Annotated in this window: 19 protein-coding genes; 8 read left to right on the forward strand and 11 right to left on the reverse strand. The window is 66.8% G+C overall.

The window, feature by feature from the left end:
* Window positions 1-232: 232 nt before the first annotated feature.
* Window positions 233-856, forward strand: coding sequence for a Crp/Fnr family transcriptional regulator (locus ASF16_RS01055; protein ID WP_056162506.1), 624 nt, complete (start codon window positions 233-235; stop codon window positions 854-856).
* Between the two features lie 321 nt (window positions 857-1177).
* The gene (locus ASF16_RS01060; RefSeq protein ID WP_056161577.1) at window positions 1178-3289 is read left to right on the forward strand and encodes a diguanylate cyclase; all 2112 of its coding nucleotides are present in this window, start codon (window positions 1178-1180) and stop codon (window positions 3287-3289) included.
* A gap of 158 nt (window positions 3290-3447) precedes the next feature.
* On the opposite strand, the gene ASF16_RS01065 is transcribed toward ASF16_RS01060, so the two are convergent.
* From ASF16_RS01065 to ASF16_RS01090, 6 genes are all read right to left on the reverse strand, one after another.
* Window positions 3448-3855, reverse strand: coding sequence for a hypothetical protein (locus ASF16_RS01065; protein WP_056161579.1), 408 nt, complete (start codon window positions 3853-3855; stop codon window positions 3448-3450).
* Window positions 3848-4282, reverse strand: a complete 435-nt coding sequence (locus tag ASF16_RS01070) for a lysozyme inhibitor LprI family protein (protein ID WP_156371827.1) — start codon at window positions 4280-4282, stop codon at window positions 3848-3850. The genes ASF16_RS01065 and ASF16_RS01070 overlap by 8 nt, the downstream gene beginning before the upstream one ends.
* 77 nt (window positions 4283-4359) lie before the next feature.
* Window positions 4360-4680 (reverse strand): hypothetical protein, encoded by a 321-nt coding sequence (locus ASF16_RS01075; RefSeq protein WP_056161583.1) that lies wholly within the window; start codon window positions 4678-4680, stop codon window positions 4360-4362.
* 8 nt (window positions 4681-4688) lie between these two features.
* Window positions 4689-6431, reverse strand: coding sequence for a TPM domain-containing protein (locus ASF16_RS01080; RefSeq protein WP_056161585.1), 1743 nt, complete (start codon window positions 6429-6431; stop codon window positions 4689-4691).
* A 53-nt stretch (window positions 6432-6484) separates the two neighbouring features.
* The gene (locus tag ASF16_RS01085; protein ID WP_056161587.1) at window positions 6485-7660 is read right to left on the reverse strand and encodes a helix-turn-helix transcriptional regulator; all 1176 of its coding nucleotides are present in this window, start codon (window positions 7658-7660) and stop codon (window positions 6485-6487) included.
* A 341-nt stretch (window positions 7661-8001) separates the two neighbouring features.
* The gene (locus ASF16_RS01090; protein WP_056161589.1) at window positions 8002-8781 is read right to left on the reverse strand and encodes a DUF3667 domain-containing protein; all 780 of its coding nucleotides are present in this window, start codon (window positions 8779-8781) and stop codon (window positions 8002-8004) included.
* A gap of 688 nt (window positions 8782-9469) precedes the next feature.
* Here ASF16_RS01090 and ASF16_RS01095 point away from each other — a divergent pair.
* The gene (locus tag ASF16_RS01095; protein ID WP_235507216.1) at window positions 9470-10672 is read left to right on the forward strand and encodes a helix-turn-helix transcriptional regulator; all 1203 of its coding nucleotides are present in this window, start codon (window positions 9470-9472) and stop codon (window positions 10670-10672) included.
* Window positions 10673-10857: 185 nt separating this feature from the next.
* A complete protein-coding gene (coaD, locus tag ASF16_RS01100) occupies window positions 10858-11358 on the forward strand; it encodes a pantetheine-phosphate adenylyltransferase (protein WP_056161593.1) in 501 nt (166 codons plus the stop codon).
* Between the two features lie 166 nt (window positions 11359-11524).
* Here the strand turns inward: coaD and ASF16_RS01105 are convergent, their stop codons facing one another.
* Window positions 11525-12481 carry a LysR family transcriptional regulator gene (locus tag ASF16_RS01105; RefSeq protein ID WP_056162508.1) on the reverse strand — a complete coding sequence of 319 codons (957 nt, stop codon included), beginning with the start codon at window positions 12479-12481 and terminating at the stop codon, window positions 11525-11527.
* Window positions 12482-12591: 110 nt separating this feature from the next.
* Between ASF16_RS01105 and lysA the strand changes: the two genes are divergently transcribed.
* Window positions 12592-13839: a diaminopimelate decarboxylase gene (gene lysA / locus ASF16_RS01110; RefSeq protein WP_056161595.1), complete on the forward strand. Its 1248-nt coding sequence runs from the start codon at window positions 12592-12594 to the stop codon at window positions 13837-13839.
* Window positions 13840-14331: 492 nt separating this feature from the next.
* Complete coding sequence (locus ASF16_RS01115) at window positions 14332-15021, forward strand: hypothetical protein (RefSeq protein ID WP_056161597.1); 690 nt, start codon at window positions 14332-14334, stop codon at window positions 15019-15021.
* Window positions 15022-15112: 91 nt separating this feature from the next.
* Here ASF16_RS01115 and ASF16_RS01120 read toward each other — a convergent pair whose 3' ends face one another.
* The 4 genes from ASF16_RS01120 to ASF16_RS01135 form a co-directional block, all read right to left on the reverse strand.
* Window positions 15113-16126: an NAD(P)H-dependent glycerol-3-phosphate dehydrogenase gene (locus ASF16_RS01120; RefSeq protein ID WP_056161599.1), complete on the reverse strand. Its 1014-nt coding sequence runs from the start codon at window positions 16124-16126 to the stop codon at window positions 15113-15115.
* Between the two features lie 214 nt (window positions 16127-16340).
* Window positions 16341-16799 carry a protein-export chaperone SecB gene (gene secB, locus ASF16_RS01125; protein ID WP_056161602.1) on the reverse strand — a complete coding sequence of 153 codons (459 nt, stop codon included), beginning with the start codon at window positions 16797-16799 and terminating at the stop codon, window positions 16341-16343.
* A 110-nt stretch (window positions 16800-16909) separates the two neighbouring features.
* Entirely contained in the window at window positions 16910-17173 is a 264-nt protein-coding gene (grxC, locus tag ASF16_RS01130; RefSeq protein ID WP_056161604.1) for a glutaredoxin 3, read from the reverse strand.
* A gap of 78 nt (window positions 17174-17251) precedes the next feature.
* Entirely contained in the window at window positions 17252-17659 is a 408-nt protein-coding gene (locus ASF16_RS01135) for a rhodanese-like domain-containing protein (protein ID WP_056161606.1), read from the reverse strand.
* A gap of 64 nt (window positions 17660-17723) precedes the next feature.
* On the opposite strand from ASF16_RS01135, the gene gpmA reads away from it, so the two are divergent.
* Complete coding sequence (gpmA, locus tag ASF16_RS01140) at window positions 17724-18467, forward strand: 2,3-diphosphoglycerate-dependent phosphoglycerate mutase (RefSeq protein ID WP_056161608.1); 744 nt, start codon at window positions 17724-17726, stop codon at window positions 18465-18467.
* A gap of 122 nt (window positions 18468-18589) precedes the next feature.
* Window positions 18590-20026 carry a S41 family peptidase gene (locus tag ASF16_RS01145; protein ID WP_056161610.1) on the forward strand — a complete coding sequence of 479 codons (1437 nt, stop codon included), beginning with the start codon at window positions 18590-18592 and terminating at the stop codon, window positions 20024-20026.
* Window positions 20027-20048 lie beyond the last annotated feature (22 nt).

Raw genomic sequence — 20048 nt, forward strand, 5'->3', positions numbered from 1 at the left:
GGTTACCTTGAGCTAAGTGCGAAAGATACCGGCGGTGTGTGACAGGTTAGTTACAAGCTGTCACGAATCTGCTGCAAGCTGTCCGTAGGGGCGGGCGCGCGTTGGCGCGGCGCTGCGGTGTGTGTTGCAGTGTGTGGGTTTGCAGCCACCACGGCCCGGCGCGGGCCGCGGCGTGGTGTGGCTTTGATCTGTCTCAATGCCGGCAGCCTGCCCGCGCGGCACAGTCGGTTCCATGCTGCCCTCTACCTATTTCTCACTGCCCGCCGCCACCGAGGTGATTGCCGCCGGTGAGGTGCTGCGCAGGCGCAACGAGGTGCTGACGTCGGTGATGCACCTTGAAAGCGGCCGTGTGCTGCGCGGTGTGCTCGACGACGGATTTTTGCGCCACCAGTTGGGAGCGGTGGAGGGGCCGTTCTGGCTGGACGCTGCGTCTGCGCTGCTGGGGATGCCGTTCCCGGTGGACATGGTGGCCGACACCCGCCTGCAGGTGCGTCGTCTGCCCATCGAGGAGTTCCAGCGCAGCCTGTCCGACATGCCTGCAGGCGCGCGCGGCCTGCTGCTGGACATGGCCCAGGGCTACCGCCAGCAGTCCGAGCTGGCCGTGAGCCGCCTGGCGCAGGACGCCGAATCGCGCTGCGCGCAGTGGCTGCTGAAACATGCGCAGCCTGACCATAGCGGCGCGATGCAGGTCACGCTGCACCTGCGCAAGCGCCTGATCGCCGCGCAACTGGGTATTGCCCCCGAAACCTTCTCGCGCGTACTGCGCCACCTGCGCGAGCTGGGCCTGGTGCACGGCACCGGCAACGTGCTCAACCTGCCGCATCCGCGGGCTCTTCAAACGATGGCCGGGTGCTGACCGGGCGCCAGTGCAAGTTTGCAGGGCGGCTTGCTGATGCGCGCGCCGTAACGTCCGCCCCCCGTCGCACAGGCACGCCCCAGGCCAGCGCACCCGTGGATCTGGCTCCGCCAGTCCACCGGGTGCGTCCCCCTCCGGGGGAAGCCGCGCAGCGGCTCAGGGGGGCTTCAAAGTCAGGGTTTTTCCCCTGCCTGACTGAGGGTTCCACCCAAGCCCCCAGGGGCAGGGGCTGCGTATATTCGTTGGCAAAAGTCCGGTTTCACCCGACACGCCCATGCCCAACGCTACCCATCTGCGTCGCGCTCCCTCCTCGGAGTGTCCATGACGCCCCCGGACCACCCCGCGCTCCCACCAGATGCGCCGGGCTGGTTCGTGCCCGGTTCGCTGGTGCTGCGGCTGGTGCTGGTGGCGGTGCTGGCGGTCGCGCTGTCCGGCGCGGTGGCAGCCTGGCTGGTTACCCGTGCCTCGGGGCAAGAGGCCATGCGCCGCGTGGTGGCCCAGCAGACCGACGAGGTCGAAGTCGTGGCGCGCCTGCTGGCCAGCAAGATCGAGCAAAGCCAGAAGGTGCTGCGCACCGTCTCGGCCGGCATCACGCCCGGCATGCTCGAATCGCCATCCACCCTGGAATGGCTGCTGCAGCAGGGTCTGCCCGCGGTGCAGTTTTTCGACGCCATGCAGGTTGCCCGCGCCAACGGCGAGCTGCGCATGAACCTGCGCGGGGGGCGGCTTGAGAAGGCCGCCGACCTGGACCCTGCCGAGCGCGATGCCCTGCGCCGCACGCTGGTCGACGGCAAACCTCTGGTTTCTGAACTCATCGCGGCCCGCACCAGCGATGCGCGGGTGATGTTCACCATGCCGCTGCACCGCGAGGACGGTTCTGTGCTGGGCGTGGTGGCGGGAGCGCTGCGCCTGCAATCCCAAGGCCTGCTGCCGCCGTCGATGACACTGCCGGCGCGCGACGGCTCGCGGCTCATCGTCTTCACACGCGACGGCACCATCCTGTCGCACACCGATCCCGCGCGCATCCTGGGCAAGGTGCAGGACGAGACCGGCCTGGCGCCTGTATACACCCGCTGGCTGAACCAGGCGCAACCCGTGGCGGGGCGCGGGGCCACGCACCAGGAGTCCGGGCACATCGTCAGCATGGCGGGCATGCCCTTGCCGCAGTGGATCGTGGCGCGGGTGAGCCCGTCACAGTCGCTGCTGGCCCCATTGCAAGGCGCGCAGCGCGAAGCCTGGTGGCTGGCGGCAGCCAGCATGGCGCTGTGCATGCTGCTCGTGGCCATTGCCATGGTCTGGATGGCCCAGCCCCTGGCCCACCTTCGGCACAGCGCACGCCAGATGCTGCGCCGCGACGTGCGGCAGCCGCTGCCCCAGGCGCCCGACATCGACTGGCCGCGCGCGGGCGGCGAGGTGGGCGAGCTGGTGCAGGTGTTCCAGGGTCTGGCCCAGCAGGGCAGCCGCGAGCAGATCCACAAAGCCACGCTCGATGGGCAGTTCCAGGCAGTGCTGGACAACGCATCGGTGGGCATCGTCATCTCGCGCCACGGCATCCTCGAGGTGGTGGGGCGCCAGGCCTGCGTGATGCTGGGCTACAGCGCCGGCGAACTGCAGGGCCGTCCCGCGCGCGCGCTGTATGCGAGCGACGCCGAGTACAGCCGCATCGGTGACCGTGTGCAGGCCGAATTTGCGTCGCATGGGGTGTTCGACGGCGACGTGTGTTTCATGCGCAAGGACGGCAGCCCCGTGTGGGCGCGCGTGCAGGGCCGCGGCGTGCAGCCCGACGAAATGGCCGGCGGCACGGTGTGGATTCTGGAAGACATCACCGCCGCACGCGAGGCCCAGGCCCAGCACGCGTGGGAGCGCACCCACGACGGGCTCACGCAGCTGTACAACCGCACCGCGTTCGACGAGCGCCTGGGCCTGCTGCTGGCCGAGCGCTCCGCACGCCCGCGCGAGCCGCAGGCCAGCGGCGGCGAGGCCCCGGGCGATGGCGTGGTGCTGTTCCTGGACCTGGATCATTTCACCGTGGTGAACGACATCGCCGGCCACGACGCCGGCGACGACGTGCTGCGCCACGTGGCCCGCCTGCTGGAGTCGCAAGTGCGCCAGGTGGGCTGGGCTGCGCGCCTGGGTGGCGACGAGTTCGCCGTGGTTCTGCCCGGCTGCGCCCTGGCCCGCGGCCAGGCCGTGGCAGAGCAGTTGCGCGCGTCCGTGCAGGCCTGGGAGCCCGCCTACCAGGGCCGGAGCTTCACGCTCGGGGTGAGCATCGGGCTGGTGGTGCTCGATGCCAGCCTGCAGGACGTGCCATCGGTGCTGTACGCCGCCGACATGGCCTGCTACGACGCCAAGCGCGCAGGACGCAATAGGGTGGAGATCCGGCACGCAAACGAGGCAACGGCGTCGTCGAGGATGGCGCTGGGGCCGGCCTGAGCTTTGGGCTGGGAGCATTTACCCAGCGCCCGGGCTCGGTTCATGAACAAGGTTGCACGCGCATGCTTTTGGCAGACGCCGCGCCACGACGTGCTGCGGAGAGTCTCACTGGCATTGACCGAGGCGCGCGGGGCGCAAGCAGTTATTTTCAGGAGTATTCAGGGTCGAGTCGCACCGAGCCGCTGTACGCCTTCCTCGATCACGGCCAGCCCCAGTGTGCGGTTTGTGAGCGTGTAGGCGAAGGTGTAGCGGTGGTTCGCAGCGAGTGTGCTGTGTCCACCAGGGTAGGCGCCATCGTTCACGTGGATGATCTGGCGCCGGGCCAGCTGGATGCGCGTCTTGCGATAGTGCGCGGCAGGCTGTGCCGGCAAGGCGTGCCAGCGGCTTGTCTGGCCCGGGGCCAGGGGGCCCAGTTCCACGGCGGTACCGTGGGTGGGCAGGCCTTGCCAGACTTGCTGGAAGGGCTCACGGGAGTCGTTGCGGATGCGCACCCACACGCGTGCGCCGCCCTGGGCGCGGCCTGGGTCGGCCAGCAGTGCTCGGCGCGCAGTAGGCCGCTCATTCATTCTTCAGGCTTTGCAGGTCGTTGCTCAGGTCGCACACGCGGGCGCGGCGGCGCTCCAGGGCGGCCCCGCCAATGTTCAGTGCGGCCGAACTGCCTTGGTCGGCATGCATCGCGACGTCCCATTGGCCCTGGGCGGTGTCAAAAGCCAGCCATGCCCGCTGCGCCGCACGCAGCGCATCACGCCGGGCAGGGCCTGCGGCTTTGAGTGTCTGGGTGTAGATGCGGTTGAGCTCCTTGTCCCACGCCGCATAGGCGGCGGACTGGGCGTCGTGCAGGTCGACGGTAACGCCACCGCTGCGCGCGGAGGCAGCACCAAGTGCCTTGTCGATGGGGTGGGCGGTGGGCTGGCCGCAGAAGTGCTCGGCTGCGTGGGCGGCGCCGGAGGTGATGAGTAGGGCGAGGGTGATGGTGTGCAGGGTGCGGAGCATGGTGGGTTGGGAAAGGTTGTCGCTTTTCATATAGCCCAGGCGTTGGTGCCCGCATTGCGGGATGCGGCGGCACTCGTTCATGCACCCACCCACAGCAGCACCATGAACGTGGCCAGCACGGCCATGACGGTATAGACCGCTACGGCGCCCGTGCCGGCTGCAGCGATGCTGGCCAGGTCCGACCAGCCGCGCTCCAGCCCCCACTGCGCCATGTGCCGGGCCAGGAACAGGCCCGCGATCCAGATGAGCGCCAGCAACAGTGCCATCGTGCCCAGCAGGCGGGCGCCCTGTGTTGAGTTGAGGCCGTTGCTGCCCAGCAGCACGGTGAACATGAAGAACAGCGCGGGCAGCAGGTTGGCGGCGCCGGTGAGCACCATGGCCAGGGTGGTGGTGCGCATGCCGGTTGTCACTCCGTGACCGCGTAGCTCAGCAGGTCCAGCGACTGCGTGTCCTTGGGGTTCCACGACAGGCCGGCCGCGCGCGCGATCACGGTGTAGGTCTTGCCCTGCTCGAGTTTGCCGCCCGGCATCAGCGCCTCGGTGCGTGGATCGATGTAGAGCATGGTGGTCAGGCCTTCGGCGCTGCGCATGAGCACGGCTTTTGCGCCGGACTTCAACTTTGCCTCGTTCACCCAGGCGCTTTTGACGCCCGTGGGCGGTGCCAGGTTTTCCACAGTGCCCGACAGGCGGGTGATCTTGCGCCAGGTCTTGCTTTGCTTGGGGTCCGTCACCTTGCCGTTCTCGGCGGCATCGGTTTTTTGCAGGTCACCCAGCGAGCTGTAGGCGATGGTCCAGTCCGAATGGCTGGTGTCGCGGCGGATGTGGTCGGCCGCGAGCATCAGGTTTTCCGTCCAGTTGCCGCACGCGTTCTTCTTTTTGCACAGGGTCCAGGCAGTCTTGATCCAGCGGTCGAGCTGGGCAGCCTTGTCCTGGCTGCCCATGTCCAGTGCCACGCCCGCGCCCAGCACGGCCGCGGCCTGGCCCTGCTCCGGGGCGACCACCAGCACGGCGCCGTTGCCCACGTCGAGCTTGCCCACGCGCAGCTGGCGCATCATGGCCTGGGCGTATTCCTCGGCGGTCTTGCCGTTCAGGTCCTTCACCAGCAGGGTGACGATCTCCACGCCGGTCTTCTGTGCATGGTCGTGCATCTGCTTTTCGAACTGTGCGCGGATCGCAGGGTCGAGGATGCCGAACTCGTCGTAGATGAACTGGACCCCCTTGGAGGGCAGGGCGTTGGCGTCTGCCTTGGGCAGGACCTGGGCCACGGCTGCCGTGGCGGCGGGTGCCGGTGCGGGCGCTGCCGTAATGGCAAGGGCATTGGCGGATGCAGGGGCGGGCTTGGCGACTGGCGTCTGTGCTGGGGTGGCTGCGGTCGCTGCAGGCGCAGGAGTGGCCGCTGGCGCGGGCGCCTGGGCCACGGCGACCGACTTGCCGCCTTGGGTGCCGCCGTGGCATGCGGCGCCACCGCCCTGCAGCTCGCAGGCTTCCGTCCAGCCTGCGGCAATGGCGGCCAGGCGCTTGCGGCGGCCGGGGTGAGTCTCGCCGTCCTTCTCGGGGATCAGCGTGGCGATGGCGTTCTGAGCGTCCTTGAGCGGTGCGCCCATCTTGTACAGCACGAAGCCGCTGAACTTGTCCGATTCCAGCTCGATGGGCGGCTGGCTGCCGCCGGGCACGATCGTGTGCCCCGACAGGTGGTGTCCGATCTCGTGCGCCATGATGCTCACGGGCGCCCAGTTGTTGGCCTTGGTGGCACGGATCACGTCGCCCATGAAGGACGGGTTGTAGGCGATCACGCGGCGCGGCACCTTGTCGGGGCCCTGCATGATGACGGCTGCCGCGTTGGGCACCTGGCCTTCCACCACCACGAAGTTGGCGGGCAGACCGGTGTATTTCATGATCTCGGCCACCACCTGCTTGCCGGTGCCGCCCCCCTTGGACAGGTCGGGCGGCGAAAACGCCACCGGGCTGCCGTCGTACGAGCAGGCCTGCAGCGTGGCGGCCAGCTCCGCTACGAGCTGTGCCTTGGTGGGCTTGGGGCCTGCGGTGGCGGCGGCCTTTTGCGCCAGCGCGACGCCCGCGCAGGCCAGTCCCAGCAAGGCGGCGCAGGCGATGGCGACGGGGCGGATGTTGGCGGTGGGGATGTGATTCATGCGGTCAGGCTCCTGGGTCTGGGATATGTATGGATAAGGAGAGGGATGGAAATTCAGGGCTGGACGAGGGCCGCCACGCGCAGCACGCGCTGGGCCAGTTCGGTCTGGCCGCGGGTGCCGGTCTTGGCATACAGGCTGGCCAGCTGGGTGCGCACCGTGGGCATCTTCACGCCCTGGTTGTCGGCCATCTCGCGCGGGGTCATGCCCTGGAGCAGCAGCGGCAGCAGGGCGCCTTCAGCGGGCGTGAGGCCGTAGAGCGCGCTGCACACGGGCATCGCGGCCTGGGTGTCCTGCACGGTCTCCGGCACCAGAACGAACTGCACCAGCGGGTCTTGCAGTGCCGCTCCGGGCTGGCCGCGCAGGGGCGTGGCCAGGGCCACCTGCGCGTGGTGGTGTGGGGTCTGCAGGCGTGCGGACACCGGTGTGCGTGTGCTCAGGCACGCCGAGAGCAGCGGCGGCAAGGCCGCGTGGACCTGGGCGAGCTGCAGTGGCTGGCGCGCATGCCAGCCCGTGGCATGGCGCAGCAGCACGCGGCAGTCGTCCTGCACGCCCATCCAGCGGCGAGCGTGGTCGTTCAGGTAGCGCACCGTGCCGTGGGGGTTCACGTGCAGCAGGCCCAGCGGCAACTGGTCCAGCGTGCGCTCCAGCGCGGCGGTGTGGCGCTCGGCCAGCCGCAGGCGGCGCTGGGCGCGCATGAGGCTGCGCACCCAGGGCGTGACGGCGCGCAGCTGGGCGAACTGGGCGGGGGTGAACTCGGGTTGGCCCAGTTCGTTGTACAGCGCCAGCACGTGCATGCCGCACTCGGGCGAGGCTTCGACGATGCTGTTGACCATGGCGTCGATGCCCAGGGGCCGCAGATAGTCGGCGTAGAACGCACTTTTCTTCAGCGCGCTGGTGGCCACCAGCTGCTGGCTGAGGGAGCCGCCGCGTGCCAGCGCCTGCTCGTGCTGCCGCTCCAGCGCGTCGCTCCAGGCGTCCTTCACCTGGATGAGGTCGGCGTAGCGCTGCAGAAAGTCGTCGGGCATGCCCCACTGGCTGGCCGCGAGCGGGTCTCCCTCGCCCGGTAGCGGGCAAAACAGCACGAGCTTGTGGCTGCCCAGGGCCTCGCCCAGGTGGCGCAGCAGGCGCGGCGCCATGTCGGGGTCGCCCAGGGCTTCCAGGCTCTCGGCCATCAGGGTCTCGAACCCTGCAATCCCGAGCTGCTGCCCATGCCAATCCTTGCTGCTCAATGCGCGCTCCCCGGTTGTGTCGATGAATGCGCCGGATGGTAGGAGCGGCAGGCTCGCAGTCACATCATTCAGGTGAATGATGTGGCGGACTTTTCACACATTTCGTGGAATTTTGAGGCGCGTTGTGGCGGATGTGCGTGCCGAACCTCAACCGCCGGCGCGACCGCCGCACGCTCCAGGGACCCTCTGCACGAATCATCGCGCCGTGGGCATCAGCGGTCTCGGGCGGCCTGCGGCGTTGCCAATACTCGCAATAGCTACGGCTATTGCTGCGTTTTGCGCCTTGCACKCCWTCCCGATCCGCAGTGCACACTTGGCAGCTCGATTCGTGCAGAGGATCCTTAGAGCCCCATCTGCCACAGCACGACCTCGACCACGCCGCGGGCATACAGCGCCGTCGCCTGCCACTTGAGCACGGCGAACAGCGCGCCGGCCAGCAGCAGACGCACCGCGTCGCGCCGCACATTGAGCAGGTAGAACTGCCGCAGGGCCAGCATGAACGCCAAAGCCTGCAGCGCGGTCATGTACCAGGGCGACCACTGCTTGTGCCACTTGAGCAGGGCCGGGGAATGCGCCAGCACCAGGGGCAACTGGTTGGCCATCTGCAGCGCGATGAACACCGACTGGCAGTACAGCGCCAGGGTCAGCAGTTCGGTGGCGTTGTAGCCCAGCCGGCGTCGAAACAGCAACCAGGCGCTTGCGAATGCGGCCACCGCGCCCAGCGAGAACGACCACTTCGAGTAGGAGCTCACCAGCGCATACATGCTGGCGGCGGCCTCGCTCGGGAATTCGGGCTTGAGGTAATCGGTATGGCCCAGCACGATCAGCAGCAGGCCGATGGCCAGGCACAGCAGCGTGAGCGGGTGCGGATGGTCCTTGCGCTGCCCGAGCACGTATTCGCGCGCCAGCGTGCCTGGCTGCGGCAGCACGCGCAGGGCGTGGCGGATCACCTCCCATTCAAACCACCGAAACCGGGCCCATGCCTCCTTGCGCACCGTCACTGCGCCCATGCGGCCGGCTTTCTTTTGCCCGCACTGCGCGCAGTAGGGGCCGGTGAGGAGGGCATTGCAGTTCAGGCACTGCGGTGTGTCAAATAGCGCGTCGGTAGTGGGGGTGGTCACGGCAAGCCATCCAGGCAAAGGCTGCGCATCGTAGGATGGCGAGCCTGTGCTTGGCATCGTTCAGGTGAATGATGGGAAAGGCCCGGTCGGCACTCCATGCTCCGTTGCCACCGGTATCGTTTCCACATCCAGGCCATCAAGTAGGCGGGCGTTGACCGCTACCCGGCGAGCGTGCCCGTCCCAGTCGCCAATGCTATCGAGCAGTGGGCCGTTGCTCAGTGTGGCCACGCCACAACGCCGGCAAAAGTAGTGGGCCACCATGCGTGTGTTCCATCGATACAGGGCGTGCGCGCCCTGTGGTGCATGCACGCGCACCTGCCGGGGCTCGTAGCAGGCGTGCAGTGCGCCGCGCTTGGTGCAGAACGAGCAGGTGCACCGCATCAGTTGGCGGGGCAGTTCACCATCGATGTCAAGGCGAACTGCGCCACAGTGGCAGCTGGCATGTAGGGGCATGGTTCATTGGACAATGGGCGGCGGAAGTGCATTGGCAGCTGAACGAGAAAGTAATCTTGGCATACCGGTTTTCCACCCTGATTGACTGCTGCCTTGCAGGAATATAAAAAGATTCGCTCGCACTGCCCATCCGAAAACTGGGGGATGAGATGTTGCGCCGCAACATCATTCAGGTGGACGATGACGCTGTGGTGGGATGTGCCTAGCATCCGCCCCTTTTCAAAAGGACTTCCCCTTGCACCCTGCCTTGGGCAATCTGATGGGTTCGGTGGCCGACGGCGAGCGTTTCAGCGAGGCGCTGTCGGGCTACGCCGCGAGCTTTCGTGCCGACCTGCTGGGCGGTGCCTTCCTGGCCAGCGGGCTGGACCAACTGGCGCAATGGGGCGCGCAGTTTGCCGCGCATCCCGAGGTGGACTACTGGCTGCAGTCGCCGTCGAGCGACGGCGCTCCCGCGCTGCTGGCCATGGGCGTCACGCCCGAAGCCGCACAGCGCTACGCCACGCACTACCGGCTGAGTGACCCGCTTTGGGACGACGCCATGGCGCGGCGTGCGCGCATGGGGCTGTCGGGTGTGTGGGTGGCCACCGATGCGCCGCTGGAGGCCACGCGGGGCTTTCGCCGCACCGAGATCTACAACGACTTCTTGCGGCAATACGGCATCGGCACGCGCATGTTCGGGGGCAGCCAAGGCGCGTCGAGCCCGGTGGGCAATCTGTTCATGTCGATGTTCCGCCAGGGCGACGACGAGGGCTTCTCGCGCGAGGAGGTGGCCCGCTTCGAGGCGGAATTCGCCACCGTGCAGCGCGCCGCCTACCTGCACCGAGAGATGGTGGCCCTGCGTGCGCGCACGCGCGGCATGGAGGCGCTGATGGAGCAGATGCCGATGGGCATCCTGTTCTTCGATACCGCTGGCCGGCTGCTGCACGCCAATGCCCGGGTGCGCGCGCTCTGGGCTGGGGCAGGGCAAGGCGGCTTGCTGCAGACGCTGCAGCGCGGCCCGCTGTTGGCGAGCACGGCCGACCCGACCCTGCGCGCCCTGTTCGTGCAGTCGCTGCAGGGGCACAGCGGCTGTGTGGAGCTCGACGGCGGGCTGTTGCTGGTCGCGTTGTCGATCAGCGACCTGGCATCGCTCGGCATGCTGCAGCAGGCGCCGGGCGTGGCCTGGGTGGTGATGCAGCGCAGCCTGGGCTGCGAGGCGGCGGTGGCGCTGGCGCGCCAGGCGTATCGCCTGAGCCCGGCAGAGGCGGACCTGCTGCAGGCGCTGATGCGCGGGCAGACGCCGCAGGACTTTGCCGATGCACGCGGAGTGCGCATCACCACCGTGCGCACGCAGCTCAGTGCGCTTTTGTTCAAGACCCGCACGGTGCGCCAACAGGACTTGGTGGCGCTGGTGGCGCGCCTGATGCTGCTGGCGCCGGGTGGGCAGCCGCTGGCCTGAGCGGGCCTGACGTCACTGAGGCGCCGTCCTGTGGCGGTGGACAGAGGTGGCGGACCACAGATCACCCGCCCCGTTTCATGTTGCACTGCACTGCATAATGCGCGCACGCGGCCCGGCAGGCCCCGGGAGCCCTGGCTTCCAGAGGCCGGGGCCAACGTCATTCGCCAGACAGGAGACAACCAGCCATGGCCCAGAACGTGCTCGCCGTATACCCCGGAACCTTCGACCCCATCACCCTGGGGCATGAAGACGTGGTGCGCAGGGCCACCCAGTTGTTCGAGCGCGTGATCGTCGCCGTGGCGGCGGGACACCACAAGAAGACCTTGTTCTCGCTGGAAGAGCGCATCGACATGGTCCAGGAAGCCGTTAAAAACTACCCGCAGGTGCAGGTGGAAGCCTTCTCGGGGCTGCTGCGCGACTTCGTGGTGGCCCGCGGCGGCAAGGCCATGGTGCGCGGCCTGCGCGCGGTGACCGACTTCGACTACGAGTTCCAGCTCGCCGGCATGAACCGCAGCCTGATGCCGCAGGTCGAAACCGTGTTCCTCACACCCAGCGACAAGTACCAGTTCATCAGCAGCACCTTCGTGCGCGAGATCGCGGTGCTGGGCGGCGAGGTGGTCAAGTTCGTCTCGCCGTCCGTGCAGGAGCGCCTGGCGGTGAAGGTGCGCAGCCTCACGCCGCCCTGATCGCGGGTCACAATCGCTTCTGCCGCTTGCCTGTAGGGACTTTTTGCTATCTAAACCGTAGCAATCGGATTTGGCCAGGCGCCAAGTCTGGTCTGTCCATGGGGCCCTATGCACCGCCTTGCATCCCGGTTGCTGGATTGCTGTGGTGCCTTGCTCAGTCCATGCCCTAGGCGATCTGCGTCAGCTGCTTCGCAAGCACTTTGGACTGGTGCCGCAGGGCGGCGAGCATGGGCTCCAGCTCCGGTTGCGGCGGCCGGTACAGCGGGCGCAGCGCCGTCACGCTGAACGGGATCGAAAACCCGAGCTGCCGCACCACCAGCCGGTCGCTGGCTTCGGCCAGGGCCGTCAGCGGGTTCACGATGGCCATGCCCAGGCCGTGCTGCACCATGGCGCAGACGGCGGCAGCGCTGTGGGTTTCCACGCGCTGGCTGCGGGTGATGCCTGCTTCGGCAAAGCGCGCGTCGATCTGGCGGCGGTAGGGGTCGTCGGGTGAAAGGCTCACGAACGGCTGGCCGGCGAAGTCCTCCAGCTGCAGGACCGCCTGGTGCGCCAGCGCATGGCCTGCGGGCAGCACGGCCACCTCATCCAGCGTGAGCAGCACTTCGGCGCTGGTGCCGGGCGGTGCGGCGGTCTGCTCGCATAGGCCAAGGTCGAAGCGCTGGGCGCTCATCCATTCCTCCAGCAGCGGTGATTCCTGCGGCGTGACCGCCAGTCGGGTGTCCGGGTGGGTCTGCACCAGCTGCGCGGCCGCAGCGGGCAGCAGCGCATGGGCGAGTGCGGGCAGGCACAGCACCGACAGCTGCACTGCGCCGTCTCGCCCCAGGGCGACTGCGCGGTCCACCACCCGCTCCAGCCCTTGCCAGGACCGCTGGACCTCGTCCCACAGCGCCAGCGCGCGGGCGTTGGGGCGCAGGCGGCCCTGGGCACGTTCGAACAGCGCGTAGCCCAGCAAGGATTCCAGCCGCGCCAGTTCGCGGCTCACGGTGGGCTGGGAGCTGTGCAGCAGGTCGGCCGCACCCGTGGCGCCGCCCGCCGTCATCACGGCGCGGAAGACTTCGATGTGTCGGTGGGAGATGCGGGTGGCGAGGGCGGGTGCTGGCGCGCAGTTGGGGGCCGATGTCATGGCCACGAGCATATCCAATTTGAATGGGGTGTCGAAAAATGAGCATTTGCTGAAATGGCTCACCATCGGCATCATTTCGCTTTTGCCTCAGCACCCCCGGAGACTTCTGCATGTCCAACCCTTTCTCGCCCGCCCAGCTGTGGGCCCTGGCCGACCAGTTCGGCACCCCCACCTGGGTGTATGACGCGGCCACCATCCGCCAGCGCATTGCGCAGGTGTCCAACTTCGAGACCGTGCGGTTTGCGCAGAAGGCGTGTTCCAACATCCACATCCTCAAGCTCATGCGCGAGCAGGGCGTGAAGGTGGATGCCGTCTCGCGCGGCGAGATCCTGCGGGCCCTGGCCGCTGGCTACGTGGCTGGGGGCGAGCCGTCCGAGATCGTCTTCACCGCCGACCTGTTCGACGCCGCCACGCTCGACTGCGTGGTCGAGCACGGCGTGCCGGTCAATGCGGGCTCCATCGACATGCTGCACCAGTTGGGCCGGCGCTCGCCAGGCCACGGCGTCTGGCTGCGCATCAACCCCGGCTTTGGCCACGGGCACAGCAACAAGACCAACACCGGCGGCGAGCACAGCAAGCACGGCATCTGGCACACCGACCTGCCCGCGGCGCTGGCTGCGATCGCCCAGCACGGCCTGAAGCTCGTGGGCCTGCACATGCACATCGGCTCCGGCGTGGACTACAGCCACCTGGCTGAAGTGTGCGGCGCCATGGTCAACCTGGTGCGCACCACGCATGCGGCGGGGCACGACCTGCACGCCATTTCGGCTGGCGGCGGGCTGTCCATTCCGTACCGCAGTGGTGACCCGGTGGTGGACACCCAGCACTACCACGGCCTGTGGGACGCGGCGCGCCAGCAGGCCGAGGCGGTGGTGGGCCACAAGCTGGGCTTGGAGATCGAGCCGGGCCGTTTTCTGGTGGCCGAGTCCGGTGTGCTGATCGGCGAGGTGCGCGCCACCAAGAACGCTGGCAACAACCGCTTCGTGCTGGTCGACACCGGCTTCAACGAACTCATGCGCCCCTCGATGTACGGAAGCTTCCATGCCATGGAGCTGCTGCGCCGCGATGGCACCACCACCGGTGCGTCGCAACCCACCGTGGTGGCGGGGCCGCTGTGCGAGTCGGGCGACGTGTTCACCCAGGGTGACGGCGGCGTGGTGCTGCCGCGCGACTTGCCTGCGGCGCAGGTGGGTGACCTGCTGGTGATCCACGACACGGGCGCGTATGGCGCATCGATGTCTTCAAACTACAACACGCGCCCCTTGACCGCCGAAGTGCTGGTCGATGGTGGCCATGCCCGGTTGATCCGCCGCCGCCAGACGGTGGATGAGTTGCTCGCGCTCGAACTGGGGCTGTAAGGCAGCGGCCCGCCGCGTGCGCGGGACGGTGGGCGGGGGCCGACACCCGGTAGGCACGGGACTACGCTCATGCGCAGTGCTGGCGCACAGACCGGTCTCGGGGTGGGCGATAAGGTGGACACATCTCAACACCACACCCTTTCAAGGAGTTCACCATGCCCATCATTGCCTGGCTTCTCGGCGTCCCACTGTCTGTTGTGCTGCTGCTCATGCTGTTCGGCGTGTTCTGATCGGCACGACCCTCCAAGTAATAAAGCCGCACCGCGCTTGAAAAAGCGCGGTGCGGCTTTTTTTATGTGGGCCCGCCGCATCAGACGAGCGCGTTCGCTGTACCGCTGGCGTACCGCAATCTGCCGTTTATCGCACTATCAAACCCTGTCACGACAGGCGACGCACATCCCGTTAAGCTGGCAGTCTCAACACACACACCAGGGACTGGCTTTGGCCCCGTGCATCGCTGTCGACCGGTCCTGGAACACAGGAAATCCGTCCATGCATGCCGAAGGACACACCATCGTCGAGCTCGCCTACCCGGGGGAATACCTCAGTGTCCTGGGCGGCGTCGAAACCAAGACCTGCAAGATCCGCCTGTCGCGCAAAGGCCAGGGCCTGTTGGCCCGCATGTATGCCAGCCGGGGCTACCACATGCAGGCCACGCTGTCGCACGACAGCGACCTGAGCAGCATCGTGGTGCAGATCGACGGGCAGGCCCAGGGTACGTTGTCGGTCCACATGGACGACGGCCACCTGGGGGCCGAGGAGCAGTACCCCGAATACATCGAAGCCCTGCGCGCGCGCGGCGCCCGCATCTGCGAGATCGGCAAGCTGGCCATGGATCCCGGCGTGCGCTCCAAGCAGGTGCTGGGCGCGATCTTTCACATCGGTTGCATCGTGGCCTTCCGGGCGCGGCGTGCGACCGACATCATCGTGGAGGTGAACCCGCGCCACGCGCCGTTTTACAAACGCATGCTGCGCTTCGACGAACTGGGGCCCGAACGCATCTGCCAGCGGGTGGGGGCCCCGGCGGTGCTGTTGCACATGAGTGCGGAGAAGGCGCGCCGGCTCATCGATCAGTTTGGCGGCCGGCCCAGTTTGTCGAAGGACGAGCGCAGCTTCTACCCGTACTTCTTTCATCCAGATGATGAAGAGGGCCTGCTGCTGCGGTTGTCGGTGGGTCGGTAGTTCAGCGTTAAGCAGTGCAGCAGTTTGCGCGGCGGGAACTCGGACAAGGCCATGGCCACGGTCGCAGCCACACCGGCGCCGGGGTCACCGATCAAATCTCGTCGCGGGGCCCGCGTCCCATGAGCTGGGCCACGGCCTCGGCGGGCTGCACGCGGCCATCGAGCAGCGCCACTGCCGCCTCGGAAATCGGCATGTCCACCCCCAACGCCTGCGCGCGCTGCACCACGGTGCGGGCGCTGTAGACGCCTTCTGCCACATGCCCCAGCGACTCCACGGCCTGCGCCAGGCTGTGGCCCTCCGCCATCAGCATTCCCACGCGCCTGTTGCGCGACAGGTCGCCGGTGGCAGTCAGCACCAGGTCGCCCAGGCCGGACAAGCCCATGAAGGTATCGGGCCGTGCGCCCAGCGCCAGGCCCAGGCGCGTCATCTCTGCCAGGCCGCGGGTGATGAGCGCCGCCCGGGCGTTGAGCCCCAGCGCCAGGCCGTCGCACAGGCCGGTGGCAATGGCCAGCACGTTCTTCACCGCGCCGCCCACTTCCACGCCGACGATGTCTTCGTTGGCATACACGCGCACGCTCTTGCTGTGAAACGCCGCCACCAACGCATCGCGCACGGCGGCATGGCTGCTGGCGGCGACCAGCGCCGTGGGTTGGCCCAGCGCCACTTCCTGCGCAAAACTGGGGCCACTGAAAACGCCTGCTATCAACTTAGGAGCTATCAGCGCTTGTACTTCGTGCGCCAGCAGCCCAAAAGCTTGCGGATCGCCACCTGGGGCTGCCGCCTCAAAGCCCTTGCAGAGCCAAGCCACGGGCGCGGTGCAACCACGCAACGACGTCAGCATGCCGCGAAGGGCGGCCATGGGCGTGGCCACGATGACCAGGTCGGCGCCGGGCAGCAGGGCGGTAAAGTCGCCGTCGGCCAGGGTGAGGGATGAAGGAAAGGCAATGCCAGGCAGGTAGCGCGCGTTCTGCCCCTGGCTGCGCATCTGCTGCGCCTGCGCCGCATCGCGGGCCCAGAGGGTGACGGCATGCCGTGCAGGATGCTGGGCCGCGCTCATGGCGACGGCCGAACCCCAGGCGCCTGCACCCAATACTATGATTTTCATAGCTGTTTGCGCTTGTCAGGCAAGCGGTGGAGCCCAAAAAGATCGGGAATTCAATGGCCCATGACGCGGTGTCTCGGCCTGAGCCCAGCAGCCAGCACTGTCCGGGCGAGGTCGCCGCGAAACCGGCTGTGCCAGGCCGCTGGCTGCATCCCCTCCCGAGCACACAGCGCGACGAGAGAGGAGCAGGGCGCGAAGCGGCGCCGGGGGCGTTACATCACTGCGTGATGATCGGCGAAGGCTGGCCGGCGGCCTGGGCCTGCTGCTGCTCGTACATGGCCTGGAAGTTGATTTCGGCCAGATGCACGGGTGGGAAGCCGGCGCGGTTGATCAGGTCGGCCACGTTGCCGCGCAGGTAGGGGTACACGATCTGCGGGCAGGCGATGCCCATGATGGGGCCCATCTGGTCTTCGGGGATGTTGCGGATCTCGAAGATGCCGGCTTGCTTGGCTTCGACCAGGAACACGGTCTTGTCCTTGATCTTGGTCTGCACCGTGGCCGTCACCGCGACTTCAAAGATGCCTTCGGCCACAGGAGTGGCTTCCACGCCGAGCTGGATGTCCACGCTGGGCTGCTCTTGTTCGAGCAGGATGCCGGGGGAATTGGGCTGCTCCAGCGACAGGTCCTTGAGGTAGACGCGCTGGATCTGGAAGACGGGGTTTTCTTGATCGGCCATGGTGGATAAGTCTCTTTGCGCTAACGGATTTTCAGCAAAACAAAACCCGCCGTGGGAAAGCTCCCGCAGCGGGCACATGGGGCAGCATTATGCAGCCGCCCGGGGTGGGGTCAGGCGGCAGCGCCCAGCAGGGGCATGAGTTCGCCCCGGCCGTCCAGGGCCACCAGGTCGTCGTGGCCGCCCACATGGGTGGTGCCGATGAAGATCTGGGGCACCGTGCGGCGCCCGGTGATTTCCATCATGTGGGTGCGCGCAGCGGGGTCGGTGTCGATGCGGATCTCCTCGATCTGCTCGACGCCCTTGGATTTGAGGATCTGCTTGGCCCGGATGCAGTAGGGGCAGACGGCGGTGGTGTACATCTTCACGGGTTGCATAAAGGGCCTTCCTTTTCTTTCCGGTGGGGCAACAAAACGGGTTGCAAGCCTATCGCGATGGCAATAGCTGGGGGCGACTCAGGCTTTTTCCACTGGCAGGCTGGCTTCGCGCCAGGCTTTCAGGCCGCCGGCCATGGCCTGGGCGTTCTCGTAGCCCAGCTTTTTGGCAATGGCCACCGCGCGGTTGGCGCGGGCGCCAGTGGCGCAGACCAGCACCAGCGGCAGGGCCTTGTTTTTGACCACGGTGGGCAGGCGCTCTTCGAGCTGGCCCAGGGGCACGTTCTTGGCACCGTTGACGTGGCCGGCGGCGAATTCCTCGGTCTCGCACACATCGATGACGACGGCTTTTTCGCGGTTGATGAGCTGCACGGCCCCGGCCGGGGTGAGCGAGCCGCCACTGGCGCTTTTGAGCACCGGCCACAGCAACATGCCGCCCGCAGCCGCTGCAACAAAGATCAGATACCAGTTGTCGATAATGAATTTCACGAAGATTCCTTGGGTTGGCGAACGGCGTAATTTTAGAATGCTCAGTTTTGACCTTAGGGAAGCCATGTACAAACTCGTCCTGATCCGCCACGGCGAATCCACCTGGAACCTTGAAAACCGATTCACCGGTTGGACCGATGTGGACCTGACGCCCACCGGCGTGTCGCAGGCCATGTCTGCCGGCAAGCTGCTCAAGGCAGAGGGTTACGAGTTCGACCTGGCTTTCACCAGTGTGCTCAAGCGCGCCATTCACACGCTGTGGTACACGCTCGACGAGATGAATTCGACCTGGCTGCCGGTGGTGAAGGACTGGCGCCTGAACGAGCGCCACTACGGCGCCCTGCAGGGCCTGAACAAGGGTGACATGGCCAAGCAGTACGGCGACGAGCAGGTGCTGGTCTGGCGCCGCAGCTACGACACGCCCCCGCCAGCGCTGGAACCCACCGACGCCCGCAGCGAGCGCAGCGACCGCCGCTATGCCAACCTGGACGAAGGCAACGTGCCCCTGACCGAATGCCTCAAGGACACCGTGGAGCGCGTGCTGCCGTTCTGGAACGACGCCATGGCCCCGGCCATCCGTTCGGGCAAGCGTGTGGTGGTGGCAGCCCACGGCAACTCCATCCGCGCACTTGTGAAGTACCTGGACGGCGTTTCTGACTCGGACATCGTGGGCCTGAACATTCCCAACGGAATTCCACTGGTATACGAACTGGACGCCGACCTCAAGCCCATCCGTCACTACTATCTGGGTGACGCCGAAGCGGCGGCGAAGGCTGCAGCGGCCGTGGCATCGCAAGGCAAGGCGTAAAAGTCGCGTAAAGACGGGGAAAATCAGCCAAATCCCCCGTCTGAACGAGCGCCCGAGCGGAACTGCGGCGGCTTCGGCCCCTCCAAGGTGTATATTGATTTCGAAGCGGTAAAAGGTGCTCTATGGGCCAGAAACTCAAAATTGCGGGATGGGTGTCGGTAGGTGTTGTGGCGGGTGCGCTGACCACCGTGTCGCTGCAGACAGTGGCGCGGGGGGCGATGACGCCGCTGCCGTTGGAGGAAATCCAGCAGTTGTCAGCGGTGTTCGGCCTCGTCAAGACCGACTATGTGGAGCCTGTGGATGACAAGAAGCTCATCACCGATGCCATCTCCGGCATGGTGTCGAGCCTCGATCCGCACTCCCAGTACTTCGACAAGAAGTCCTTCAAGGAATTCCGCGAGGGCACGTCTGGCCGCTTCGTGGGTGTGGGCATCGAGATCACCCAGGAAGACGGGCTGATCAAGGTGGTCTCCCCCATCGAAGGCTCTCCAGCCTTCCGCGCGGGCCTCAAGACCAACGACCTGATCACCAAGATCGACGAAACCGCCGTCAAGGGCCTGTCGCTGAACGACGCCGTCAAGCGCATGCGCGGCGAGCCCAACACCAAGGTCACGCTGACCATCTTCCGCAAGGACGAGAACCGCTCCTTCCCCGTGAACATCACGCGCGAAGAGATCAAGACCCAGTCCGTCAAGGGCAAGGTGGTGGAGCCCGGTTATGCGTGGATCCGCCTGTCGCAGTTCCAGGAGCGCACGGTCGACGACTTCGTGCGCAAGGTGGAAGAGGTCTACAAGCAAGAGCCCAACCTCAAGGGCCTGGTGCTCGACCTGCGCAACGATCCCGGTGGTCTGCTCGATGCGGCCGTGGCCATCTCGGCGGCTTTCCTGCCAGAGAACGTGACGGTGGTCACCACCAACGGCCAGCTGGCCGACAGCAAGGCCACGTACAAGGCCTCGCCCGACTTCTATCAGCGCCGTGGCGGCGGCGACCCGCTGCGCCGCCTGCCTGCTGCGCTGAAATCGGTGCCGCTGGTGGTTCTGGTGAACGAAGGCTCGGCCTCGGCGAGCGAAATCGTGGCCGGTGCATTGCAAGACCACAAGCGCGCCACCGTCATGGGCAGCCAGACCTTCGGCAAGGGCTCGGTGCAGACCGTGCGTCCGCTGGGGCCGGACACCGGCATCAAGCTGACCACTGCGCGCTACTACACCCCAAGCGGCAAGTCGATCCAGGCCAAGGGCATCGTGCCTGATGTGATGATCGACGAGTCGGAAGAGGGCAACATCTTTGCCGCCCTGCGCATGCGCGAAGCCGACCTGGACAAGCACTTGAACAGCGGCCAGGGCGAAGAGAAGAAGGACGAGGCCCGTGAAAAGGCCCGTGAGGATGCCCGCAAGCGCCTGGAAGAAGAAGCCAAGAAGCCAGTGGCCGATCGCAAGATTCCTGAGTTCGGTACGGACAAGGACTTCCAGCTGGTACAGGCGCTCAACCAGCTCAAGGGCCGGGCAGTGCTGGTCAGCAAGACGTTGACGGAACGCAAGGAAGAAAAGAAAGAGAATTGAGCTTTCGCTTCTGAGCCCTGAA

Origin of the sequence: Acidovorax sp. Leaf78 (assembly GCF_001422735.1) — a bacterium.
Classification (GTDB): domain Bacteria; phylum Pseudomonadota; class Gammaproteobacteria; order Burkholderiales; family Burkholderiaceae_C; genus Acidovorax.